The following is a 24,698-nucleotide window of genomic DNA, read 5'->3' as shown; positions in this document are numbered from 1 at the left end:
GGCAGTCCCGCGACGATCTACGATTCCGCAGGTGACCGCATACGACGATCTTGCCGAGTTCGAGTACCTGGACACCTCGACCCTGCCGCCACGTCAGCGGCAGATCCTGGCCATGATCCGGGACTGGGTCGTCAGGTACGGGTATTCGCCGAGCACTCGGCAGATCGGCGATGCGGTCGGCCTGCGGTCCTCGTCGTCGGTGTCGAAACACCTGGCGAGCCTCGAGGAACGGGGGTTTCTCCGGCGTGGTACCACCATGGCCCGGCCGATCGATGTGCGTGCGTTCCTCCGGCAACCTCCGGCCGAGGAGCCTGCCGGCGACTCGGTGACCGTGCCGGTGGTCGGCGATATCGCCGCCGGAATTCCCATCGCGGCCGACGAACACGTCGACGACATTCTGACGCTGTCCCGCGGACTTACCGGGCGTGGCAACGTTTTCGCGTTACGCGTGCGCGGTGACTCGATGATCGATGCGGCGATCTGTGACGGCGATATCGTCGTGGTGCGACAGCAATCCGAGGCTCATTCGGGCCAGATCGTCGCCGCCATGATCGACGACGAGGCCACCGTCAAGGTGTATCGCCGCCGCAACGGCCATGTTTATCTCGAACCGCGCAACCCCGATTACGACGTCATCGACGGTGACAGCGCTGTTGTCCTGGGTGCCGTCGTCTCGGTGTTGCGCAGCGTCTGAAGGCGGCGGGGGAAGGGTTGATGATCTTCCGGATAACGGACCGGATACGGTTCTCGTCCGGAGGAGAGGCCGCCAGGTCCCCCCGCCCCGGAGGTGTTCGCTCATGCTGGTCGTTCTCGTTGTGCTCGGCGTGCTCGTAGTCGCGGTCGGTGGGTTCGCGCTGTGGTTCTTCAAGATCAGAGACCCGCTCAAAGGTGAGGACTTCTACAAGTTCCACGTCGAGCAGAAGTGGCCGTGGGAGCTCACACTGACGCCGGAACAGGAGAAGGCGTTCATGGCCGGCCTCGAAGCGTTCGACGACAACGAAGGCGGCTGCTATCCCAAGCGGGAAGAGGGAATCCTGCGTGTCTACAGCCCGATGATGCTCATTTCGCTGTTCTCCATGACCGAACAGTTCGCCGCGATGGGACCGGCCGCGATACAGGATCCGGCACGCGCCGTCCGCGAGTTGGTGGACCGGGCCGCGCAGGGCGAGACGCTCGGTGTCCTCTACTACGACGACGAGTGGATGGGCGAGGGCGTCGAAGAGATCGACGGGATGGACAAGTACCGGTTCACCGACGCCGTGATGTCCGCGATGCATGCGCAGGGAGTGGACCACGAGTTCGCCGGTGGCTATGCCGACGAGGACAAGGGCTACGCCACGATGGGCGTGCTCGTGAAGAATCCCCAGCACGTCGACCGGATGTACGACCAAGCGCACGCGCTCGCCGGGCCGGCGCCGGACTACAAGAACCGCCTGGACGTCTGGAAGGACGTCATGAAGCCGGAGAACCCGGAGTACCTCGAGGCCTTCGATCGAGCCGAAGTGGAGAAGAGCAAGTACATCAACACGCTGATGTTCTGCTTCGAACGGATGGCCAACGAGTATCGGGAAGCCAGGCCGCACATGCGCTACGCCGAGCCCCATGACGTCCTGTCGGTCGTGATGGCGCGGATGCTGGAGCGCAACATGCCGGGATGCACCTGGACACGGCCGCCGACGCGGGAGCAGTACGAACTCGCCCTTGCCTTGCTGAGTAACCGCAGCTGAGGCGCGGGGCGCACGTGAGCGACAACCGGGATAGTGCGGTCACGGCCGTGCTCACGGCGATGGCCGAGGAGATCGCCGCCGGTGCTCCGCGCGGCTGGAAGCGCGCGGAGCTGCGCGGATACGCGACCGGCCCGGACGGCGCCGGACACCGCGGCTTCCGGTTCGAGCCGAGCGAACTCGACGACTACGACGCGGACGACATCAACGTGTTCGACGGCATGCGAGAGCTGCACACGTTGATGGAGGCGGCGGACGACCTCACGATCGAACTGGAGATCGAATCCCGGGGCCGCTACCGTGCGGTCCTGAGCGAGCGGCTCGGCCGCTCGGGCGGCCGGGGGTTCCGGTACGTGCTCGACCAGGAGTCCGAACCAGCCGAGCCCGGCGAGCTGCAGGCCTGCCCGGACACGCCCGAGGCAGGCGATCCCGGCGAAGCGGTCGCCCTGCTCGGCGAGTATCTGCGCCGGCTGGGGGAGGTGCTCGGGCCGGACTCCCGGCGGGACCTGCCACCTCCGCTGCGCCAGTCGCATCGCCAGGAGATCACGGCCGGGTTTTACGCCGCCCTGCCGCGGGATCTCCAGGCCCTGTATGCGTTCGTGGACGGTGACGGTGGGCGAGGTCTGCTCCACGGCTATGGCTGGTTCGGCTTGGAGATGGTGGCGGAGCACTGCCGTGCGGACGAACGCTGGTGGGTAACGCGTGGGTGGCGGCGTTATGTCTCCCAGTCGTTCATCAACGAGTTCGGGCCGCCGCTGTCGATCCGGCGGCTCAGCGACCACCCCGCCTGGATTCCGTTCGCGACCGACAGCTGCGGCAACTATCTCGCCGTCGACATGGCGCCCGGCCCGCGCGGCCGGCCCGGTCAGGTGATCCTCATCGGGCGGGACCACGACGACGGCCCGACCTACGTCACCGACTCGGTGACCAGCCTGCTTCGCAGGCAAGTGGCGGCACTGGCCTCTGGTTCCTTCGAACACGGTGACGACGGCCTGTGGATCAACGCCGGCGATCCGGAACATCACAAGCGCCACTACGACAAGACCTGCACGCTCGAGGTGACCGGGCTCCAGGCCGCGCCGGTTCGCGGAATGCGTCCGGAGACCCGCGAGCTCACCGTGAGCAACGCACCCTTGGTCGACTTCGGCCCCCTGCGCGGCGCGCCCGCGTTGTGGCAGGTCTCGGTGCGGAACTGCCCCGGCGCCGATCTCTCACCGTTGCTCGATACCCCGGTCGAAGTGCTCGACCTCGACCTGAGCACCATCGATCTGTCCGGCATAGCAGGCCATCCGACGGTGCGGAAGGTCGTACTGCACACCGAAAAGCCGGTCGATCTGCGGCCGTTGCTGTCTTGCCCTCGCCTCTACGCGCTCGACCTCACCGATGCGAGCGCGGCAAGCGTCCTCGACCTGAACGAGTCGGAGGGACTGCGGCACCTGAAGATGCAACGCCCGCAATGGGAGGAGTTCTTGCGTCACAAGGACGTCCCCGCTTCGCTGGTCGTCGCCGAACTCGCCGCGGAACCGCTGGCGGAGCGGAAGCTGTTCTGGTCGTTCGACAAGGCTTACGCCAGACCGCGGCCGACGCTGAAGGACGCGATCGACTGGGCGCAGAACCTGGCCGGCGACGCCGCCGACATCCAGACGTTCAAAGGTAGGTTCACAACCCCTCGACCCTAGGTTACTGTAACCTAGGTGTGGATCGAGATCCTGCTTCTGGCCAAGCTCGCCCGAGGGCCGCTGCACGGCTACGAGCTGCGCAAAGAGGTGGAAGCATCGACAGGACACACGCTGTCGAACAACTCGCTGTATCCCACATTGCGCCGGTTCGTTGACGCAGGCGCGGTACTACGGAGCCCGGAGGAGCAGGCCGGCAAGCCACCGCGTCACGTCTACACGATCACCGACGTGGGGCGGGAGTTCCTGCACGACATGCTCGCCGACCTTCCCGATGAGCTAGCGCTCAACGACTCGGAGTTCCTCGGGAGGCTGGCGAACTTCGGGTGGCTGCAGCCTGGGGAAAGACTCCGGGTGCTCGATGTGCGGGAGTCCGCGCTGACGCGGGAGCGGGACCGGCTCGCCACGCACGCCGTGGTGCAGGCGGAACCATGGAGCCGGCTGGTGCTCGACGCGGTGTGCCAACGGATGGACGCCGAGTTGGACTGGCTGGTGGGAGTCCGCGCCCGAATCCACGCCGAGAGTCAAACCATCAGCAACGACGAGCAATGAGGGAAGGCCGATGACCAGCACGGTGAATTCTGCGCCCCAGCTTCCGTTCGAGCGGCCGAACGTGCTCGAAATCGCGCCGCTGTACCGCGTGCTCCGGCGCGAAGGGCCGGTGGCCAGGGTGACCACCCCGGCCGGCGATCCCGCCTGGCTGGTGACCACCTTCGCCGAGGCGCGGGAGATTTTCGCCGACCGCCGGTTCGGCCGGTCCCATCCCGCGCCGGAACAGGCGTCACAGGTGTCCAGAGCGGCGATTCAGGCCGGTCCCATGGGCGACTACGACAACGAGGAACGCGAACACAGCCGGATGCGGAAGCTGCTGGTCCCCGCGTTCTCCGCGAAGCGGATGCGCCGGCTCGCCGACCACATCGAAGAACTGGCCGGCCGCTGCTTCGACGACATGCAGGCGGCGCGCGACCGTTCGCCCGGCGAGCCGGTGAACCTGCACGAACTGCTGTCGTTCCCGCTGCCCGTCCTGGTGATCTGTGAACTGCTGGGTGTGCCGTACGCCGACCGCGACCATTTCCGCCAGCTGTCCGACCGGATCGGCATGCTCGACGGGGGCGCGGACGCGCAGCAGGCGATGATGGACTTCAAGAAATACATGGCCGGGCTGGCGGAGGACAAGCGGAAGAACCCGGGGCCCGACGTCGTCTCGGACCTGGTGCGGGCCCAGACCGAGGATCCCACGTTCGACAACGACAAGCTGACGCAACTGGCCGCCGGCCTGCTCTTCGCCGGGCACGAGACGACCTCCAACCGGATCGACGTCGGCGTGCTGTTCCTGCTCGCCGAGCAGGACCGGCGGGACGCGTTCGTCGCCGACCCGGACAACCTGGTGGAGCCGACCGTCGAGGAGATCTTACGTATCGCCGCACCCGGTGGGATGGGCCTGTTGCGGTACGCGCACGACGATGTCGAGATCGGCGGGGTGACGATCGCGCGTGGCGACGCGGTCATCATTTCCAACGGCGCGGCAAACCGTGACGATTCCGTGTTCGCCGACCCCGACGAGTTCAATCCCGGGCGCAAGCCCAACACGCACCTCGCCTTCGGGCACGGCGCGCATTTCTGCATCGGCGCCAGCCTGGCCCGCACCGAACTCCGGACCGTGTTCCCCGCACTGTTCCGCCGGTTCCCCGGCCTGCGCCTCGCCGTCGACGTGGACGCGCTCGAAATCCGCTCGAACCGGCTCGCCGGGGGGTTGGACAACGTTCCCGTGCTGTGGTGAGCCCGCGGTCAGAAGCCGACGGCTCCGCCGCTTCGAACACCGGCTAGCGCGGGGCCGGCCCGTCCGATCCGGCCGGATACCCCTCGAGCGGAACGAGATTCTCCGACCAGGCCGACAGCACCGGGGCCAGCACCCGCCACGCCTCCTCGGCTTCGTCGCCGCGGATGGACAGGGCGGGGTTCCCGGTGAGCACGTCGAGGAGCAGCCGGCCGTAGGGCGGCAGCTCGGACTGCGGCATCTGCGCGGTCAGCCGGAGCGGTGCGAACGTCCGCGCGCGGGAACCGGTTCCGGTCAGATCGAGGGTCAGGCCCTCCGGGTCGAGCCCGAACCGGAGCACGTTCGGCAGGACGTCACCGCTGTGCCCGAACGGCAGGTGCGGCACGGGCCGGAAGTGGACGGCGACCTCCATGCGGTCACGCCGGAGCGCCTTGCCGCTGCGGAGCCGGAACTTCGTGCCCGACCAGCGCCAGCTGTCCAGCTCCAGCACGACCTCGGCGAAGGTCTCGGTGTCCCGGCTCGGGTCCACACCGTCCTCGTCGGTGTAGGCGGGCACTTCGTGGCCATCGATACGGCCCGCCAGGTAGCGTCCCCGGCGCGTGCGGCGCAGCACGTCCTCGCCGGTCAGCGGCCGCACCGAGCGCAGCACGTCGACCTTCCGGTTCCGCAGGTCACGTTCGCCGAGGCTGATCGGGGGCTCCATGGCGACCAGGCACAGCAGTTGCAGCAGATGGTTCTGCACCATGTCCTTGAGCGCGCCGGCGTGGTCGTAGTACCCCGCCCGGCCTTCCAGGGTGAGGCGCTCGTCCCAGACGATCTCCACTTCGGCGATGTGGGCGCTGTTCCACAGGGGCTCGAGCACCCGGTTGGCGAGCCGGCTGCCGAGCACGTTCTCGACGGTGGTCATCGCCAGGAAGTGGTCGACCCGGAACACCGCGTCCTCGGGCACCAGCTCGGCGAGCACCCGGTTCAGCTCGACCGCGCTGTCCAGATCTTCGCCGAACGGCTTCTCCAGCACGATCCGGCTGCCCGCGGGCAGTCCCGCGCGATGCAGGGTGGAGACCGAGCGGGAGAACAGCGCAGGGGGAAGCGCGAGGTAGACGGCGATGGGCCGGTCGCCGGCGATGACCGCCGCGACGCCGGCAGGGTCGGTGACGTCGGCGCGGTGAAAGCGGGCGGACGCCACGATCGCCTTCCTGGCGTCGGCCGGATAGTCGCCGCCGTGCCGTTCCAGTTGCGCCGTCGCCCAGGACCGGAACCGCTCGGTGTCCCAGTCGCTCCGGTCGGCGCACGCCAGCTGGAACCCTTCGCCGAGGTGCCCGGCCGTCCAGAGCGCGGTCAGTCCGGGCAACAGGTAGCGTGCGCTAAGATCGCCTGTGGCACCGAAAATGGCGAGTCGATCGATCATGGATGCCCTTCCTCCGCGCGGGCTCGCGCGAGGTTCACCCCGCTGGCGATGACGCCGATGTGGCTGAACGCCTGCGGGAAGTTGCCCATGAACTGCCCGGTCGTCGGGTCGATCTGTTCCGACAGCAGCCCGAGCGGGCTCGCGCGGGCGCACAGGGAAGCATAGAGCCGTTCGGCCTCGTCGACCCGGCCCTGGGCGGTCAGGTTGTCGACCAGCCAGAAGCTGCACAGCAGGAAAGCGCCCTCGTCGCCGGGCAGCCCGTCGACCGACTTGTCGTGCAGATACCGGTAGAGCAGCCCGTCTCCGGCGGACAACTGCTCGGCGACGGCCGCGGTGGTGGCCACCATGCGCGGATGGCCGGCCGGCACGACCTGGCGCAGCGGAAGCGCGAGCAGGCTCGCGTCCAGGCCGCCGCTCCCGTCGAGATGTTCGCGAAAGGTCTGGGCATCGGCGTCCCATGACCTGCTCAGGATCAGCCTGCGCAGCCGCTCGGCCGACGCCCGCCAGGTCTTGATCGGCCCGGGCAGGCCGAGCCGCTCGCCGATCCGCGCCGCCCGATCCAGGGCCACCTGGCACATGCCGGCCGAGTAGGTGAACACCCGGCCTTCGCTGCGCACCTCCCAGATGCCCTGGTCCGGCTGCCGCCACGCCCGCCCCGCGGTGTCGGCGAGCCGGCCGAGGCCGGTCCAGAGCGCGGGTTCGAGGTCGCCGCCGGCGCGCAGCCACTGGTAGGTGCAATCCAGCACCTCGCCGTACACGTCGTGCTGACGCTGGTCAGCCGCGCCGTTGCCCCAGCGCACCGGCGCCGAGCCCCGGTAGCCCGCCAACTCGGCGTCCTCGAACTCGTCAGGGACCGGGTGGCCACCGACGTCGTACATGATCCGTGCCGCCCGGCTCTGCTCGAATGCGTCGATGACCCAGCCCAGGAAGGCGTCCGCTTCGCCGATGAAGCCGATCCTGCGCATCGCGAACACGGTGTAGGACGCGTCGCGGATCCAGACGTACCGGTAGTCCCAGTTGCGGACCCCGCCGATCGGCGCGGGAAGCGAGGACGTCGGCGCCGCGACCAGCGAACCGTTCACCCAGTCATCGCACAGTTTCAGGGTGATCGCGGCGCGCCGGACCAGCGGCTCCTCGATCCCGCCGTAGGTGAAGTGCGTCATCCACCGGTGCCACGCGTCGACGGTGTCCCGCAGCAGCGCCTCGGCGTCGAACCGGTGGTGGCGCCGAATGCGGCCCCAGGACAGGACCAGGTCGAGACGCTCACCCTTGCGCAGGTCATGCGTGCTGGTCAGGCCGGTCACCGGACGGTTGGAGCGCAGGTGCAGACGCAGTTCGGGCCGCGCGTGCAGGCGCAGTTCCAGCCCGCTGAACAGCGATCGGACCTGCGCCGCGCCGCGTGGCTCCAGGTCCACCCGCAGGCGGACGTCGCCGTCGAGGACGACGGCGGACCGCACCAGCTCGGCCCGCTGCGCGGGAGTGTCGTCGGTGAGATCGGCACCGGAACGCAGGGCCAGCGCGTCCGTGATGCGGACCAGGCCCGTGGCGGTGGCCAACTCGGTCATCAGGACCGCCGTGTCCGGCTCGTAGTGCTGGCGTGCCTGCGTGACGTGTTCCGGTGCGACGGTGAACTGCCCACCGCGTTCGTGATCCAGCAGCCCGCAGAACACCGGATCGGAGTCGAACCGGGGCAGGCACAGCCACGGGATGGAACCGTCGAGCCCGACCAGCGCCACCGTCGTCCCGTCCCCGATGAGGCCGAGATCCTCCAGCGGCAGGTAGCCGTCGTGGCGGCGAAGAGACCGGAACGGTGGATCGGGATCGAACATGTGCTGTCTCCGACCGGTGGCTGAAGATGATCGGCATCAGAAGGTGATCAGCACCTTGATCACGTCTTCGAGTTTCTTGTCGGCAACCTCGAAGGCGCGCTCCATCTCGTCGAAGGAGAACCGGTGGGTCGTCATGTGCGTGGGATCGACGCGGTGGTTTTCCAGCAGCCGCAGCAATCGTTCCATCCGTAGCCGGCCGCCCGGGCACAGGCCGGTCGCGATCGTCTTGTCGGCCATGCCGACTCCCCATTCGACCCGGGGAATGTGCACGAACTCGCCTTCCCAGAAATAGCCGATGTTGGAAATCGTGCCGCCCGGCTTGGTGATCTTGACGGCGGTCTGGAAGGTGCTGTCCGCGCCGAGCGCCTCGATCGCGGTGTCCACGCCCTCGCCCCGGGTCAGCTCCAGGACACGCTCGACGACGTCCTCTTTGGTGAAGTCGACGATCTCGTCGGCACCGTAGGTCCGCGCGATCTCCTGCCGCCGGGGGACCGATTCGATCCCGATGACGAGCCCGGCGCCGCGCAGCCGGGCGCCCACCGTCGCCATCATCCCCACCGGTCCCTGGGCCAGTACGGCCACCGTCCCGCCGACCGGGATGTTTCCGTGTTCCGCCCCCATGAAACCGGTCGAGAACATGTCGGCGCAGTAGACCGCCACGTCGTCGGAAATGCTGTCCGGGATCTTCGCCAGGTTGGCGTCGGCCTCGTTCACGTGGAAGTACTCGGCGAAGATACCGTCCTTGATGTTCGCGAACTTGAAGCCGTTCAGCGGACCGCCGGACTGTGACGGGTACCCGTTCTGCGCGGCCGCGCTTCCCCAGTCGGGCGTGATGGCGCCGACCAGAACGCGGTCGCCCGGGCGGAAATCCCGCACTTCGCTGCCGACCTCGTGCACCACGCCGACCGCTTCGTGGCCGAGCGTCAGGTTCTTTTCCTTTGGCCCCATGCCGCCACTGACGGTGTGGGTGTCCGAGGTGCAGATGAGCCCGCTGGTCGTGCGCACGACCGCGTCGACCGGGCCTGGTTGCGGTATGGGTTTGTCCGTGAAACCGACCTTGCCGATCTCCTTCATCACGAAGGCCTTCATCGCCTCACCCTCCCTAGCGGTGGCCTCCCGCAGCCTCGCACTGCGGCCCGGACACAGGCTCACCTCTTTTTGCTGAACTGCGCGGCACGGACCGACGCGGCAGGATCATTCGCCGGAGCCCGGTCGCCGGGGCAACTGGCGGAATTCGATATCCGGCGGAGAATCTTGTGAAAGTCGATAACAATACCTCTTTTCGTGCCGGGTCTTCGGTGACGGCAGGCCGGAATAACGAGTGGGTTCACCCGGAGAACGTGAACCGGACGCGGGCCGGCAACGCTAGCTTCGCCTCCAAGGACGGCCGCCGCGGATGCTTCAGGCGTTGTCCGGGTGAGTGGTGCGTGGTCCATCGTGTACGCCAGGCGGGACCGTGCCGGTTGCCGAAAGTTGCCACCGTTTCGTGCTGTGTCACCGCCGGCGCCGGCGGGTGGCCGTCCGATCCGGACTCCGCCGCGTAGGCGCGGTCGGAGCGCCTGTTACGGCGGCCGAAACGGGTTGTTAAGGATTTGTTCCAGGTTGATGTTTCAAGAGTCGCCCGGAGCCACTATCGTGGATGGCGAGCGACCAGAGATCGCGATGAAGAGGGACGACTCGCCGCTGAAGGCCATGGGATCGCCGGCATCAGGGCGGACAGGCGTCCGCCGGGAAATTGCGCGGAACTCCACTATGTTGGACGTTCTCAAGTGTCCGTGCACTCCTGTCATAAGCCGTCCGAACATGTGAACAATCACTGCGTATGATTCAGTGTCAGGGGAGCTCGCGTGGGTGAGACTGTCGACGTTGTGCCGTCCGGTCCAGGGCGCACCAGCAATCAGGGCAAATACCGCAAATACACCATCGGAACCGAGCAGGCGCTCGCCGAAGTGCTGGCGGACATCGTCGGCGTCGATCCGGTGCCGGTGGACAGCCATTTCTTTGAAGATCTCGGGGCGGACTCGATGCTGATGGCCCGGTTCTGTGCCCGGGTCAGGAAACGCACCGACCTGCCGTCGGTGTCCATGAAAGACATCTACCGGCACCCCACCGTCAAGAGCCTGGCCACGGCGCTGGGCAACGGCGGTCCGGCCGCGGTCGAGGCCCCCGTCGCGACGGCGGCGCAGCCACCGAAGCCGGTCAGCGCCGCACAGCACGTGCTGTGCGGAACACTGCAGTTCCTGACCTTCGCCGCATATGCCTATCTGGCGGCGCTGGTCACCTCGCACGGCTATGACTGGGTCGCCAGAGGTAATGGCCCGCTGGGCATCTACGTGCGGGCGGTCGAGTTCAGCGCGGTGGGCGTGGCCGCCCTGTGCATCATCCCGATCCTGGTGAAATGGATCCTGATCGGACGGTGGAAGCCGCGCCGGTTCCGGGTCTGGAGCATGACGTATGTGCGGTTCTGGATCGTGAAGATGATGATCCGGGCGAACCCGTTGCTGCTGCTGGTCGGTGGGCGCTCGCGCACCAGCACCACCTCGCCGCTGTTCAACCTCTACCTCCGCGCGCTGGGCGCGAAGATCGGGCGCGGCGTGGCGATCTATTCGCGCAACGTGCCGGTGGCCACGGACCTGATCACGCTCGCCGACGGCGCGACGGTCCGCAAGGACGTCTTTTACAACGGCTACCGGGCCCGGGCGGGCATGATCGAAATCGGTTCGGTGACCGTCGGCCGCAACGTACACGTCGGCGAAATGTCGGTGCTCGACATCGACACCGAAATCGGCGACGGCGCCGAACTCGACCACGCGTCGTGCTTGCACACCGGGCAGTCGGTGCCGGCGGGCGAGCGGTGGCAGGGATCCCCGGCGCAGCGCATCGACGAGCCGCACCGGGCCGTCCCGCCCGTTCCCTGCGGCGCCGTGCGGAGAACCGTGTTCGGCCTGGGACAGCTGCTGAACGTGTTGTTCATTTACGTGCCGATTGTCGTGGGTGGCGTGGCTCTCATGCTCGCCTTGGCCCCGCAGCTCAACGGGGTGGTGGCCACGACGGACGGGCCGCCGGAGCCGTTCACGAGCTGGAACTTCTATCGCGACGCCTTGCTCATGTCGTTCGCGTTGCTGTTCGGTGCCGCGCTTCTCGGGTTCATTTTCATGATCACGATTCCCCGGCTGCTCAACCTGTTTATCAAGCCCGGCAAGGTGTATCGCTTGTACGGCTTCCACCACTGGGCACACCGGACGATCGCGCGCATGACGAATGTCCGGTTCTTCATCACGATGCTCGGCGACACCTGTTTCATCGTCCATTTCCTGCGTTCCCTGGGATACAAGATGAAGCCGGTCGAGCAGACCGGCTCGAACTTCGGCTTCGACATCCGGCACGAGAACCCGTTCCTGACCAGGGTCGGCACCGGGACGATGGTCGCCGACGGGCTGTCGATCATGAACGCCGAGTTCTCCAGCACGTCTTTCCGCGTGTCCAAGGTGACCATCGGAGACCACAACTTCCTGGGCAACCTCATCGCCTACCCGCCGGAGTCCCGGGCCAGGGACAACTGCCTGCTCGCGACGAAGGTGACGGTTCCGATCGACGGAAAGAGCTACGAAAACATCGGGATCCTCGGCGCACCCAGCTTCGAGATTCCCCGGTCGGTCGCGCGGGACAGCCGGTTCGATCACCTGAAGCAGGAGGACGAACTGCGCCGCCGGCTCGCCATCAAGGTCCGCTACGACCTCAGCACGATGGGCCTTTTCCTGCTGGGACGCTGGTTCTACGTGTTCCTGGGCACGCTGATCGGTTGGTTCGCCGCCGCGTTCTACGATGCGCTGGGCGCCGGGGCGATCGCGGTGGGCACGATCCTCACCCTGATCGTCAGCTTCCTCTACCTGATCCTGCTCGAACGCGCGGCCGCCGGCTTCCGGCCGCTGCGACCCCAGTACTGCTCCATCTACGACAAGTACTTCTGGTTCCACGAGCGCTACTGGAAGCTCAGCTTCATGCCGAAGTTCCTCGACGGCACTCCGTTCAAGATCTGGGCCTGGCGGCTGCTGGGCGCGCGGATCGGCAAGCGTTGTTTCGACGACGGGGCCGACCTGGTGGAAAAGACGATGATCACGATCGGCGACGACTGCACGCTCAACTACCAGGCCCGGTTGCAGTGCCACTCCCAGGAGGACGGCACCTTCAAGTCCGACCGCATCACGCTCGGCTCCGGTTGCACGATCGGGAACCACGCGTTGATCCACTATGGCGGGACGTTGTCCGACGGTGCGGAACTCGGTCCGGATGCCTTCCTGATGAAGGGCGAGGAGGTCCCGGCGGGCGCGTTCTGGGCCGGAAACCCGGCCAGGCCGGTGCACATCCGGCAGTCCCACCGAGAACCGGAGGGAGCGCTCGATGGGCACGCCGGTTGACGAAGGCACCGAGTTCTGGCGGGACGCGCTGGCCGAAGGCGGAGTGACCGCGGTTCCGCGCTGGAGCGAGGCGGCCGAGGGCGGAGTGGCCGAGCGCGAGGTCGTGATTTCCCGCCGGGTTTCGGCCGGGCTGGAACGGTTGGCCGGCGGGGTCGCCATCCCGCTGAGTTCGGTGCTGCTGGCCGCGCATGCCAAGGTATTGGCCGCGTTGTCCGGCGAGAGCAGTGTCGTCACGGGTTACCAGGCCGGGCCGGGCCGGGTGTTGCCGTGCCGGGTGTCCACCGGATCCCGGACGTGGCGGGGATTGCTGCACACGGCGGCGCGGGCGGAGGCCGATCTGCGCGCGCACGCGGACTTTCCCGTCGATCGGTTGCGGCGGGAACTGGGTGTGCGGGGCCCGGAGTTCGAGGCCGTGCTCGACCCGGCCGGAGATGAGGCCATCGAAGACGGCACGGCACTGCGCGTGGGGGCCGGCCGGAAGGGCGGCAAGATCGTGCTGCGGTTGCGGTACCGGACCGAGGCCTTGGACTCGGCGGCGGTGTCCCGGATCGCCGGCTACTACCGCCGGGCGCTGGAACTGATCGCGCGCGACCCTGCAGCGCCGCACGCGAAGCAGAACCTGTTGTCACCCAAGGAAATGTGCGTGCACCTGGACGGCCTGGCCGGGCCGGTCCGCCCGCTGCCCGACCGCGGTTTCCACGAGCTCTTCGAAGACCGGGTGCGGCGGCATCCCGAAACGGTGGCCGCGGTGCACGGTGCGCAGGCGTGGACCTACCGCCGGCTCAACGCGCACGCCAACCGGCTGGCCCGGGCGATCCGGGCGCGCGGCGTGCGCCGCGAGGGCGTGGTGGCGGTGGTCACCGAGCGGAACCTGGACTGGCTGGCCGCGGTGATCGCGATCTTCAAGGCCGGGGCCGCCTACCTGCCGGTCGAGCCGCGGTTGCCGGCCGAGCGGATCGCCGCCATGCTCTCCCGCGCCGAGTGCGCGCTGGTGCTGACCGAACCCGGCAGCACCGGCACCCTCGATGCCGCGCTGGCCGAGTGGCCCGGCGCCGGCCGGCTGCTGATCGACGACGCCTACGCCGAAGGCCATGACGACGGCGACCTCGGCGTGCCCGTCGAGCCCGGCCAGCTCGCCTACATCTACTTCACCTCCGGCTCCACCGGCGAGCCGAAGGGCGCGATGTGCGAGCACGAGGGCATGCTCAACCACCTGCACGCCAAGATCGACGATCTCGGAATCGGCGCCGGGCAGGTGGTGGCCCAGACCGCGCCCCAGAGCTTCGACATCTCGCTGTGGCAGCTGGTGGTCGCGTTGCTGGTCGGTGGGCGCACCCTGATCGTCGAGCAGGACGTCATCCTCGACGTGCCGCGGTTGCTGGACAAGATCGTCGCCGGCCGCGTCGGCGTGCTTCAGGTGGTGCCCTCCTACCTCGACGCGCTGGTCTCCAGCCTGGAACAACATCCGCGCGCCCTGCCCGACCTGACGGTCGTGTCGGTCACCGGGGAAGCGCTCAAACCCGAACTGGCGCGCCGCTGGTTCGCCGTGCAGCCGGGTATTCCGCTGGTCAACGCCTACGGGCTGACCGAAACCTCCGACGACACCAACCACGAGGTCATCACGGGCCCGCCGGAGCGCATTCTGTTGGGCCGCTGCGTGAACAACGTGCGCGTTTACGTCGTCGACGAGAACCTCACCCCGGTACCCCTGGGCGCGCCCGGCCTGATCGCCTTTTCCGGCGTCTGCGTCGGCCGTGGCTACGTCAACGACCCCGAACGCACGCGCGCGACCTTCCTGACCGACCCGTATCGCGCGGGGGAGCGCCTTTACCTGGGCGGCGACTACGGCCGCTGGCATCCCGGCGGCAAGCTGGAATTCCTCGGCCGCCGCGACCACCAGGTCAAGATCCGCGGCTTCCGCATCGAGATCGGCGAGATCGAGAATGCCCTGCTGACCGTGCCCGGCGTCCGCGACGCCGCGGTGGTGACGACCTCGGCCGGTGCCAACGCCCAGCTGGTCGCCTTCTACACCAGCCCGGCTCCGCTGCCCGCGTCGCGGCTGCGGGACCGGCTGGGCGCCACCTTGCCCGATTACATGGTTCCCGCCGCGTTCCACTGGCAGGCCACCCTCCCGAAGACCGCCACCAGCAAGGTCGACCGGAAGGCCCTGGTGCGCCTCGCCACCGGGCTCGACCCGGGCACGAACCATGACGGCCCCGCCACCCCGACCGAACGGCGGGTCGCGCGCGCCTGGGCCGGCGTGCTCGGCGTGCCCGCGGAGGAAATCGGCCGTCACGACAACTTCTTCGACCGCGGCGGCACCTCCCTGTCCGCGGTCAAGCTGGCCATCGCCCTGGACCGCGCCGTTTCCCTGGCGGATCTGGCCCGGCACCCGGTCCTCGCCGACCTCGCGGCGGTCATCGACGGCCCGGCCGCGCGGACTCCGGCCCGGTCGCCGGCCGCCGCGAAACCTTGACAAGCCATGCAGCAGAAGGAGATCGAAATGTCTGTCTCACCCCCGGCGCCGGCATTACCCGTCGAGAAATCGCCAGGGAAACCGCCGATGCTCCTGCCCGAAGCCGGCGGCGATCCGCCGGGGTGGGTAGCCGCGCACGCGCAAGCGCTGCACGCCGCGGTGGCTCAGCACGGCGCCCTGCTCCTGCGCGGTCTGGGACTGTCCAACCCAGACGAAGTGGCGGCCGTCTTCAGAGGCCTCGCCGGCCGCTTGATGCCCGAACGCGAACCGTTCGCATCCCGGCGGGTTTACGGCGAGGGCATCTACTCCTCGGCGAAGTGGCCGGCGAACCAGCCCATGTGCATGCACCACGAACTCAGTTACACGCTCGAATTTCCCGGCCTGATGCTGTTCGCCTGCCTCGCCGCGCCGACGACGGGCGGGGCGACCGGGGTGTCGTCGTCGCCGGCCGTGCTCCGCGCGCTGCCGGCGGAGCTGACCGAGCGCTTCGAGCGGGAAGGCTGGGTGCTCACCCGAAGCTTCAACGAAGAGATCGGGGCTTCGGTCGCCGAAGCGTTCGGCACCGACGACCGTGCCGGCGTCGAAAGCTACTGCCGGGCCAACGCGATCGAGTTCGACTGGCAACCCGACGGCGAGCTGCGCACCAGGCAACGGCGCAGCGCGGTGGTGCGGCACCCGGCCACCGGCGAGCGCTGCTGGTTCAACCAGATCGCGTTCCTCAACGAATGGACGATGGAGCCCGAGGTGCACGAATACCTCGTGGACTCCTACGGCGCCGAAGGGCTGCCGTTCAACACCCGGTTCGGCAACGGGGACCGGATTCCCGCGGAGGTCGTGGACCTGCTCAACGACGTCTACGAGAACCACACCGAGCGCGAACCGTGGCAGGTGGGGGACCTGATGCTGGTCGACAACATCCGCACCGCCCACAGCAGGGAGCCGTACCAGGGTTCCCGCGAGGTGCTGGTGGGGATGGCCGGCCCGGTGCGGCTGACCGAGTGCTCGCCGTCGATCGAGGTGAGGGCAGGATGACGCGCATCCTTCCCACCACGGAATCCGTCATGGACTCCTCGGTGAACGTGCCGACGTTCGCGGTGGTGCCCGGAAACCAGGTGCAGCAGGCGTTGCGGGGCCGCGAGAGCCAGGTCATGGAACTGGTGGAAGGCACCTACCGGGCGCACAGCACCGGTGGGTCGGTGAACCCGCCGTCGTACTTCCTGCGGTTCCCGGACCGGCCGACGGCCCGGATCATCGCCCTGCCCGCCTCGATCGACGGCCGGGTGCGGGTGGACGGTCTGAAGTGGATTTCCAGCTTCCCGGACAACGTGCCGGCGGGCCTTCCGCGGGCCTCGGCGGTGCTGATCCTCAACGACCACGACACCGGCTACCCGTTCGCCTGCCTGGAAAGCTCGATCATCAGCGCCAGCCGGACGGCCGCGCTGGCGGCCTCGGCGGCCGGCTGGCTGTCCCGCCACCGCTGCCGCCCCAGCCGGGCCGGGTTCTTCGGGGCCGGCCTGATCGCCCGCTACATCCACACGTATCTGGCGGCCACCGGCTGGTCCTTCGACGAGATCGGCGTCTACGACACGTGCGCCGACAGCGCGGCCGGCTTCCGGGGCTATCTCGAGCGGTCCGGCACCGGCGGCCGGATCACCGTCCATGACCGCGCGGAGCGGTTGATCCGCTCCAGTGACCTGGTGGTTTTTGCCACCAGTGTCGGCAAGCCGCACGTCAGCGACCTCTCGTGGTTCGACCACAACCCCGTGGTCCTGCACGTGTCGCTGCGCGACCTCGCTCCGGAGATTCTGCTCGCGTCGACCAATATCGTCGATGACGTCGAGCACTGCCTCAGAGCCAACACATCGCCGCATCTGGCCGAACAGCTCACGGGCAACCGGGATTTCGTGCGAGGAACGCTGTACGACGTGATGGTGGAACGGGTGAGGCTGCCGCGCGAGGCGCCGCTGGTGTTCTCCCCGTTCGGCCTCGGGGTGCTCGACCTCGCCGTGGGCAAGTACGTCTACGACGAGGTGGCCCGCTCCGGCCGCCTTTGCCTCGTCGACGACTTTTTCCACGACCTGCGCCGGTACGGATGACCGGGGGAGAGCAGCTGAGGAGGGATTGTGCCAGTCATCTCCGTTCCCGAAGAATTCAATGAAGAAGAGCTCTACGTGGATCTGCAGCCACTGCTGGGACATTCGCTCTTCCTCAAGTGCGAGGGCTTCAACTTCGCCGGCTCGGTGAAGCTGAAGGCCGCGGTCGCCATGGTCGAGGCCGCCGAGGCCGAAGGCGTGCTCATACCGGGCTCGATCCTGGTCGAGTCCTCGTCCGGAAACCTCGGCGTGGCGCTGAGCATGCTGACCGCAAGCAAGGGCTACCAGTTCGTGTGCGTGACCGATTCGCGTTGCAACCTGTCCACCCGGCGCCTGATGGAAGCGCTGGGCAGCGAGGTTCACGTCATCACCGAACCCGATGCCGACGGCGATCTCCTCGGCGCCCGCATCGAGTACGTGCGCGCACTGTGCGCCTCCGACAGCCGTTACGTCTGGCTCAACCAGTACGCCAACTCGAACAACTGGAAGGTCCACTACCACACGACCGCGCCCTCGATCGCGCGCCAGTTCCCCGACCTCGACGTGCTCTTCGTCGGCACCGGCACCACCGGAACGCTGATGGGCTGCGCACGCTACTTCCGTCAGTGGCGCCCCCGCGTGCACACCATCGCGGTCGACAGCGTCGGCTCGGTGATCTTCGGTGGCCTGCCCGGCCGCCGCATGATTCCGGGCCTGGGCACCAGCGTCCGGCCGCCGCTGCTGAACGAGTCCTATGTGGATGACGTGACCTGGGTCGAGGAACCCGACACCATCCGCATGTGCCACCTGCTGGCCAGCCGGGGATTCCTGTTCGGCGGCTCCACCGGCACGGTCGTCCGGGGCGCGGTGGACTGGCTCACCCAGCACGACGCCGGCGGACTGACCGCGGTCGCGATCGCGCCGGACCTCGGGGAGCGCTACCTGGACACGGTGTACCAGACGAACTGGCTGCGGGACATCTATGGCGAAGACGTGCTCAGTGCCTACGCGATGGCCGACAGCGCCCGATCCGGATGATCCGCGACCGGCCCCGCCCGGCGACTACACCGGAATGACGGTGAGAGCGCGTTCCGGGCCGCTGAAGTCGCACACGTTGCGTGTGTAAAGCGGCAGGTCCCGGACCGAAGCGATGGCACCGATCATCAGGTCCATCCGGCGGGGCCGGGGATCCCGCCGCGCGGCAATCGTCATGGAGACCAACGTGCCGTACCGGGCAGCTGCCATGTCGTCGAACGGCAAAGCGTCAAAGCCGGCCAGCGCGGCCCCCAACTGCTCGATGCGAGCCGCGCGGACGGCCGGGTCTCTGGCCATCGCCACGCCCTGATTTAGTTCGGCCAGTGTGACCGCCGTGATCTTCGGGACGTTCGGCAGGATCGCCGGGTCGATCGTGGCGAGGTCCAGGTAGACACAGGTATCGAGTACGCCGGACCGTCGACGCTGAGCCACGGTGGTCGATCCCCGGGGCATCGCCGACGCGGTCTTCGGTGCCGAAGAACTCGTCGGCCTCCGCGCGCATGCGGGCAAAGTCGACGTGCGGCAGCGTCCTGTGCCTGGCCACCAGTTCTTCAGCCGAAAGCTTGCGCTTATCCGGTTGGTGAAGATCGTCCCCATATGGTGACGCTTCTCTCGGTTGTGGCATGATTTCGATCATGGCGGATGACGAAGTGTTGCGGGCCGTTCAGGACAGCCTCGACAAACCCTCCGCGGCACGGGTGTACGACTACTTCATCGGTGGCACTCACCACTACGCGATCGACGAAGAGTTCGGGAAGAAGGTGGCCGCGCGCCTGCCGTTGATACCCAAGTCCGCGGTCACCTGCCGGCAGTTCCTGGGCCGGGCGGTCCGCCACTGCGCGCAGGCCGGGATCACGCAGTTCGTGGACATCGGCTCCGGGCTGCCCACGGCGGGCAACGTGCACGAGGTCGCCGACGAAACCCGGCCCGAGCACGACACGCGCGTCGTCTACATCGACAACGAACCCATCGCGCTCGCGCACTCGCAGATCCTGCTGGCCGACACCGCCGACCCCGAGCGCCACGTGGCCATCGCCGCCGACCTGCTCCAGCCGCGAGACCTGTGGAAGCGAGTCCTCGCAACCGGAATCATCGACCCCGACCAGCCGATCGTGCTGCTGATCAACGCGGTCCTGCACTTCGTCAAGGATGAGCAGGGGCCCTACGAGGCGCTCGCGTTCTACCGTGAGAAGGCCGCCCCGGGCTCGATGCTGGTGTTGTGCCAGCTGACCGACGAGAACCCGGCAGACGACGAAGAGCGGCAGGCGCTGCTCGACCTGGCCCAGTACTACGAGGGCACCACCAACCCCGGACAGTTTCGCACCTTCGAGGAGTTTGGGCGGTTCTTCGCCGACTGGGAGATGGTGGAGCCCGGCCTGGTCTACGCCCCGGCGTGGCATCCCGTGGCGGGCCAGGCGTTCGCGGATGCCCCGTCGAAGTCGCGGATCATGGCGGGTGTCGCGCGCAAACCTTGACCCTGTCCGGGTGAACCTCTGCGATTATGGGGACGTACGACGGAAGGATCGACCGTGGTCATGGGCATGGTGTTAGGCGATCACCGCTCCCACGCTTCGACGCGGGAGTGATCCGTTCTGTCATCGTGCTGATCAGCGCGTAATCCCTGCTGTACTCCTGTATCGAAGCGTCGCCGGCCCAAGGCACCTTCGTTCCCACAGGAGTACCTCATGCCCACGATCAGCTGGGCCGAGAACGGATCGTTCTTGGCTGCCCGCTGGCATTCCGAGAATGCGGCCCCGGCGCCCGCCCGCGTTGTCGTTGTCGACGATCACATCACCGCGAAAGCCGCTTACCGTCTGGCCAGGGCCGGCACGAGTCTGCTCTGGCGAGGTGATTTCCACAATGCCCGCCAGCTCATGCGGGCTTTGGACCGCCGTCTGCAACGAAGCCCCCACGCCATCGTGGCGGGAAGCGATGCGGCGGCCCTCTTCCACAGCCATCGGGCTGTGCGGGCCGAGCGGGCGAAACTGCTCGGGAGGCTGCTGGTCCTGTTGGAGCCCGGTCACACCCTCCGGCTGCGTCGTGCGCCGGACGTGCGGCAGGCCTGCGACCACGCGTACGGCGCATTCACCGATGACCCGATCAACAGCGACACCGGGCGGATGTGTGTGTCGCTGCCTGAACTCCTCGGCGTGCTCAGTGCCTACCAATGGCACCAGAAAGGCGTCGACGTTCCTGCTCTGGACGCACGCATTTACCCGGACTACGGCGTCTTCTCACCGGTCCGTGGCGAGTACGTCGATCTCGTCGCCCGAGCACCATTCCCGTCGGGGTCGGAGCGGCCGCTCGCATTCGATCTCGGTACCGGCACCGGAGTGCTCGCCGCGGTCCTCGCCCGACGGGGCTCGAGGGTGGTGGCCACCGATATCAACCCCCGCGCGGTGACCTGCGCACGCGCGAACATGCACCATCTCGGCCTTGCCAATCGAGTGCGGATTGTCGAGGCCGACCTGTGGCCGAGCGGGCGGGCCGACCTGATCGTGTGCAACCCGCCCTGGCTTCCCGCACGGCCGGCCTCTGCTCTGGAACTCGGAATCTACGACCCCGAATGCGCCATGCTCCACCGTTTCCTGGGCGGTCTCCGGGACCACCTCACCCCGGCCGGTGAGGGATGGCTCGTCCTGTCCGATCTCGCCGAGCGCCTCCGACTGCGGACCCGCGATGAACTCCTCACCCGGATCGCCGCTGCCGGCCTTCGGGTCGCCGCCCGATACGACACCTCCCCGCGGCACCCGCGGGCCAAGGACGCCACCGATCCACTTCATGAAGCCCGACGACGTGAAGTCACCTCACTGTGGCGCTTGGTGCGGAACTCGGTCGCATAGGCAACGATGCGCTGACGGACTCAGCGTTCGGTCCGGGGCGAAGTCCGCCGCGGACACTCAGGTGTTCGCGGCTACCGGTGGGGTGCCGTGCGTGTGGAAGGACTCGATGGTCTTCAGGCCCCACGCCTGGCCCTTGGCGCGTTCCCCCTGGGTCCAGGTGATCGTCTTCCAGTCGGGGGCGAGGATCAGCCTGGTCAGCGGGTTGCACAGTTCGATGCGGTTGCCGCCCGGCTCGTACACGTAGAGGAAGAACGTCTGCTGGATCGCGTGCTTGTGCGGGCCGGTCTCGATGAACACGCCGTTTTCCAGGCAGATGTCGGCGGCGCGCAGAATGTCCTCACGGGCGTTGGTCGCGAACGCGATGTGGTGCAGCCGGCCCCGGCTGCCGGTCCAGTCGCTGGTGTAGACCAACTCATAGGATTTGTTGGTGAAGTGGAGCCACTGGGCGGGGATCGACCCGTCGTCGTTCATGATCTGCTCACTGACGGCACCGCCGAGCACGTCACGGACGAAGGCGCCGTTCGGCTCGACCTCGGCGGCCAGGTAGTTGACGTGGTCCAGCCGCCGCACGCCCACACCGTGGCCCGGAAACGCCTGCGGCTGGTTCTTCAGTGCCGGACGTAGCTCCTCCGGCGCCTGGTACCACTCGGTCTCCCAGTACAGCTGGATCTCGTGCCCGTCCGGGTCGGTGCACAGGTAGCTGGGGCCGATCCCGGCGGCGGCCGGTAGCCGGGCGACACCGCGGCCGGCCTGCTCCGCGCGTTTCGCGAGCCGGTCCAGGTTTTCCTGACTGGAGGTGCGCAGCGCGGTGCGCCGGAGGCCCGACGTCTCGTGCCCGGTGAGGATCAGGCTGTACTGCTCGTAGTCGTCGTAGGTGCGCAGGTAGACCGAATCGCCGTCGCGGCCGTTCTCGGTCATGCCCAGGATGTCGGTGAAGAACCACAGGCTGCGTTCCGGCTCGGGGGTCAAGAGCTCGACGTGGCCGAGGTGGGCGATCTCGTGTGTCGGGGCCATGTAACGCTCCTGTGGTCGGGGAAGCCCTGTTATCGGGGAAACACGGTGCCGTCGAACAGTTTCCGGGCGGTGCGCACGACACCGCTGCGCCGCACGCGGGGCGGGCCGGCCCGGGCGTCGACCTCGACCTCGACCTGGACGTGCCCGCTCGGGTGCTCGACGTCGAACCTGGTCGCGCCGTCGGGTATGTGTGCGACGTCGTGGCCGACGGCACCGTCGAGCAGGATCGCCGTGACCACGCTGACCGCACCGAGCACACCGATCGAGGTGTGCGGCCGCAGCGGGATGAACGTCCGGGTACAGATCGTGCCGCCGTCCGCGGGCGGCGCCACCAGCGTCGTCTTGGGGACCGAGCTCTCCCGCACGTCACCGAGCCCCATCAGCTCGGCCGCCCGCAATCGCAGCGACTGCACGCGGTCTCCCAGCGCGTCGTCGGCCTCGAGTTGGTCCACCGGCTCGTATCCGGTGAGCCCGAAGTCCTTGGCGTAGGCCACGACGACCGGCATGCCGTTGTCGACGCAGGTGACCCGCAGCCCGTCGATCTCGTCGGTCACGTGGCCGGTCGGAAGCAGCCCGGACCCCGCCGAGCCTTCGGTGCCGGTGAAGTCGAGCACGACCGGCGCCGCTGTCCCGGGCACGCCGGAGATCGCGGTGTCGCCGGAGTACCGGACCACACCGCCGGGCGTCGCGATGTGCGCGACCGCGATGCTGCCCGAGTTGACCATCCTGATCCGTACGGTCGTGTGCTCGGGTCCGGGCGACACCAGGCCGCGTTCGATCGCGAACGGCCCGACGCCGGCCAGGATGTTGCCGCAGTTCTGCCGGTCGGACACGGTCGCCTCGTCGACGGCCACCTGCAGGAACAGGTAATCCACGTCGGCGTCCGGCCCGGCGCTCGGGGAGATCACCGCGACCTTGCTGGTCAGCGGGTGCGCCCCGCCGATGCCGTCGAGCTGCCCCGGATCGGGGCTGCCCATGATCCGCAACAGCATTTCGTCGCGTTCGGCGGGATCGATGGGCAGGTCGCCGGCGAGGAAGTACGCTCCCTTGGACGTGCCGCCCCGCATGAGCATGCACGGCACACCGCTGATCGAAGCACGCGACATGCCCGCTCCTCTCCTCGGCGTCCTCTACCGTAGGCAACCTCGGACAAAATCGTCAACAATTTCGTAGGACATCGTTGAGACGATCCCGGCGAGGTGGTTACGTTCGGTGTCCGGGGCGGCGCCGCCCGGCGCGCACACCGTCCGAAATGGAGGGACACAGGTGATCATCGACTGCCACGGCCACTACACCACGGCCCCGGCCGCGCACACCTCCTGGCGGGAGGCGCAGCGGGCCGCGTTCGACGCGGGAACCACGCCGCCGGCCTATCCCGGCATCGGTGACGACGAGATCCGCGAGTCGATCGAAGGCAACCAGCTGCGGCTGATGAACGAACGCGGCGTCGATGTGACCGTGTTCTCGCCGCGCGCGTCGGCCATGGCCCACCACATCGGCGACGAAGCGGTCAGCGCGGCCTGGGCGCGGGCCTGCAACGACCTGATCCACCGGGTCGTCTTGCTCTTCCCCGACCGGTTCATCGGGGTGTGCCAGCTGCCGCAGTCACCCGGCGTGTCGATCGAGCACTCGATCGCCGAACTGCGGCGCTGCGTGCTCGAACTCGGCTTCGTCGGCTGCAACCTCAACCCCGACCCCAGCGGTGGGCACTGGACCTCGCCGCCGCTGACCGACAAGAGCTGGTACCCGTTCTACGAAGCCATGATCGAGCTCGATGTGCCCGCGATGGTGCACGTGTCGGCGTCGGCGAACCCGAACTTCCACGCCACCGGTGCGGCCTATCTCAACGCGGACACCACCGCGTTCATGCAGTTCCTGCAGGGCGAACTGTTCGGCGACCTGCCCGGGCTGCGGTTCGTGATCCCGCACGGCGGGGGAGCGGTGCCCTACCACTGGGGCCGTTATCGCGGCCTGGCCGACATGCTCGGCCGGCCGGCGCCGGCCGAGCACGTGATGCGCAATGTCTTCTTCGACACCTGCGTGTATCACCAGCCGGGCATGAACCTGCTGTTCGAGGTGATCGGCGTGGACAACATTTTGTTCGGTTCGGAAATGGTCGGCGCGGTGCGCGGCATCGACCCGGCGACCGGCCATTACTTCGACGAAACCCGCCGCTATGTCGACGCGTTGTGCCTTCCAGCCGGGGATGCGGCCAAGGTCTACGAGCACAACATCCGCCGCGTCTATCCCCGGCTCGACAAGGCGTTGAAGGCGAGCGGCCGATAGCCGCGCCTATTGTCCATAGTGGACACGATCCGCCTTCCCCGGCCGGTGCCGTCCGGAGTTCGGTGCCCGATGCTCCTTGAGTGAGATGCCGGTCGGCGTTAGCGTGTGACTGGGGTCACCGTTGGCGCTTCACTGCGGTC

The 24,698-nt window shown here is 68.0% G+C and carries 20 protein-coding genes; 14 read left to right on the top strand and 6 right to left on the bottom strand.

Going from position 1 to position 24,698, the window contains the following annotated elements; genetic code table 11:
• Positions 1-31 precede the first annotated feature (31 nt).
• The 5 genes from lexA (at position 32) to A3CU_RS0102305 (ending at position 5,180) form a co-directional block, all read left to right on the top strand.
• Positions 32-694, top strand: coding sequence for a transcriptional repressor LexA (gene lexA / locus A3CU_RS0102325; RefSeq protein ID WP_027940890.1), 663 nt, complete (start codon positions 32-34; stop codon positions 692-694).
• A 103-nt stretch (positions 695-797) separates the two neighbouring features.
• The gene (locus A3CU_RS0102320; RefSeq protein ID WP_027940889.1) at positions 798-1,727 is read left to right on the top strand and encodes a hypothetical protein; all 930 of its coding nucleotides are present in this window, start codon (positions 798-800) and stop codon (positions 1,725-1,727) included.
• Between the two features lie 14 nt (positions 1,728-1,741).
• A complete protein-coding gene (locus tag A3CU_RS49605) occupies positions 1,742-3,403 on the top strand; it encodes an SMI1/KNR4 family protein (protein ID WP_027940888.1) in 1,662 nt (553 codons plus the stop codon).
• A gap of 15 nt (positions 3,404-3,418) precedes the next feature.
• The gene (locus A3CU_RS43220; protein WP_052371381.1) at positions 3,419-3,952 is read left to right on the top strand and encodes a PadR family transcriptional regulator; all 534 of its coding nucleotides are present in this window, start codon (positions 3,419-3,421) and stop codon (positions 3,950-3,952) included.
• A 10-nt stretch (positions 3,953-3,962) separates the two neighbouring features.
• Complete coding sequence (locus A3CU_RS0102305) at positions 3,963-5,180, top strand: cytochrome P450 (protein ID WP_027940887.1); 1,218 nt, start codon at positions 3,963-3,965, stop codon at positions 5,178-5,180.
• 43 nt (positions 5,181-5,223) lie between these two features.
• On the opposite strand, the gene A3CU_RS0102300 is transcribed toward A3CU_RS0102305, so the two are convergent.
• From A3CU_RS0102300 to A3CU_RS0102290, 3 genes are read right to left on the bottom strand one after another with little or no spacing between them, the layout of a single operon-like run.
• Positions 5,224-6,585 (bottom strand): glucose-6-phosphate dehydrogenase, encoded by a 1,362-nt coding sequence (locus A3CU_RS0102300; protein WP_027940886.1) that lies wholly within the window; start codon positions 6,583-6,585, stop codon positions 5,224-5,226.
• The gene (locus A3CU_RS0102295; RefSeq protein ID WP_027940885.1) at positions 6,582-8,414 is read right to left on the bottom strand and encodes a glycoside hydrolase family 15 protein; all 1,833 of its coding nucleotides are present in this window, start codon (positions 8,412-8,414) and stop codon (positions 6,582-6,584) included. The genes A3CU_RS0102300 and A3CU_RS0102295 overlap by 4 nt, the downstream gene beginning before the upstream one ends.
• Positions 8,415-8,450: 36 nt before the next feature.
• Positions 8,451-9,503 (bottom strand): NAD(P)-dependent alcohol dehydrogenase, encoded by a 1,053-nt coding sequence (locus A3CU_RS0102290; RefSeq protein ID WP_027940884.1) that lies wholly within the window; start codon positions 9,501-9,503, stop codon positions 8,451-8,453.
• Between the two features lie 758 nt (positions 9,504-10,261).
• Here A3CU_RS0102290 and A3CU_RS43215 point away from each other — a divergent pair.
• Genes A3CU_RS43215 through sbnA form a run of 5 tightly spaced genes read left to right on the top strand, consistent with a single transcriptional unit; the run spans position 10,262 to position 18,418 of the window.
• Complete coding sequence (locus tag A3CU_RS43215) at positions 10,262-12,832, top strand: Pls/PosA family non-ribosomal peptide synthetase (RefSeq protein WP_052371380.1); 2,571 nt, start codon at positions 10,262-10,264, stop codon at positions 12,830-12,832.
• A complete protein-coding gene (locus tag A3CU_RS43210) occupies positions 12,816-15,308 on the top strand; it encodes a non-ribosomal peptide synthetase (protein ID WP_052371379.1) in 2,493 nt (830 codons plus the stop codon). The genes A3CU_RS43215 and A3CU_RS43210 overlap by 17 nt, the downstream gene beginning before the upstream one ends.
• Before the next feature lie 27 nt (positions 15,309-15,335).
• Positions 15,336-16,340, top strand: a complete 1,005-nt coding sequence (locus tag A3CU_RS0102275) for a TauD/TfdA family dioxygenase (RefSeq protein ID WP_027940883.1) — start codon at positions 15,336-15,338, stop codon at positions 16,338-16,340.
• 29 nt (positions 16,341-16,369) lie between these two features.
• Complete coding sequence (gene sbnB, locus A3CU_RS0102270) at positions 16,370-17,404, top strand: 2,3-diaminopropionate biosynthesis protein SbnB (protein ID WP_211246323.1); 1,035 nt, start codon at positions 16,370-16,372, stop codon at positions 17,402-17,404.
• Between the two features lie 27 nt (positions 17,405-17,431).
• A complete protein-coding gene (sbnA, locus tag A3CU_RS43205; protein WP_043840482.1) occupies positions 17,432-18,418 on the top strand; it encodes a 2,3-diaminopropionate biosynthesis protein SbnA in 987 nt (328 codons plus the stop codon).
• Positions 18,419-18,442: 24 nt separating this feature from the next.
• Here the strand turns inward: sbnA and A3CU_RS0102260 are convergent, their stop codons facing one another.
• A complete protein-coding gene (locus tag A3CU_RS0102260; RefSeq protein ID WP_027940881.1) occupies positions 18,443-18,847 on the bottom strand; it encodes a PIN domain-containing protein in 405 nt (134 codons plus the stop codon).
• Position 18,848: 1 nt separating this feature from the next.
• On the opposite strand from A3CU_RS0102260, the gene A3CU_RS52130 reads away from it, so the two are divergent.
• The 3 genes from A3CU_RS52130 to A3CU_RS0102245 all read left to right on the top strand — a co-directional run bounded on the left by A3CU_RS52130 (position 18,849) and on the right by A3CU_RS0102245 (position 21,258).
• Entirely contained in the window at positions 18,849-19,019 is a 171-nt protein-coding gene (locus A3CU_RS52130) for a hypothetical protein (protein ID WP_156960194.1), read from the top strand.
• Positions 19,020-19,050: 31 nt separating this feature from the next.
• Positions 19,051-19,890: an SAM-dependent methyltransferase gene (locus A3CU_RS0102250; RefSeq protein ID WP_425388210.1), complete on the top strand. Its 840-nt coding sequence runs from the start codon at positions 19,051-19,053 to the stop codon at positions 19,888-19,890.
• Positions 19,891-20,100: 210 nt separating this feature from the next.
• On the top strand, positions 20,101-21,258 hold the full coding sequence (locus tag A3CU_RS0102245) for a methyltransferase (protein WP_027940879.1): 1,158 nt from the start codon (positions 20,101-20,103) through the stop codon (positions 21,256-21,258).
• Positions 21,259-21,315: 57 nt separating this feature from the next.
• Here A3CU_RS0102245 and A3CU_RS0102240 read toward each other — a convergent pair whose 3' ends face one another.
• Together A3CU_RS0102240 and A3CU_RS0102235 are read right to left on the bottom strand one after the other, a co-directional pair.
• Positions 21,316-22,272: a catechol 2,3-dioxygenase gene (locus A3CU_RS0102240; RefSeq protein ID WP_027940878.1), complete on the bottom strand. Its 957-nt coding sequence runs from the start codon at positions 22,270-22,272 to the stop codon at positions 21,316-21,318.
• A gap of 29 nt (positions 22,273-22,301) precedes the next feature.
• Entirely contained in the window at positions 22,302-23,378 is a 1,077-nt protein-coding gene (locus tag A3CU_RS0102235) for a 4-oxalomesaconate tautomerase (protein WP_027940877.1), read from the bottom strand.
• A 160-nt stretch (positions 23,379-23,538) separates the two neighbouring features.
• Here A3CU_RS0102235 and A3CU_RS0102230 point away from each other — a divergent pair, with 160 nt between their 5' ends.
• Positions 23,539-24,558: an amidohydrolase family protein gene (locus tag A3CU_RS0102230; protein ID WP_027940876.1), complete on the top strand. Its 1,020-nt coding sequence runs from the start codon at positions 23,539-23,541 to the stop codon at positions 24,556-24,558.
• Positions 24,559-24,698: the final 140 nt, after the last annotated feature.

The sequence above is a fragment of the Amycolatopsis taiwanensis DSM 45107 genome, from assembly GCF_000519205.1.
Taxonomy (GTDB): Bacteria; Actinomycetota; Actinomycetes; order Mycobacteriales; family Pseudonocardiaceae; genus Amycolatopsis_E; species Amycolatopsis_E taiwanensis.
The sequence above is the reverse complement of the archived record's forward strand: the minus strand, read 5'-3'. Positions and strand labels throughout refer to the sequence as shown.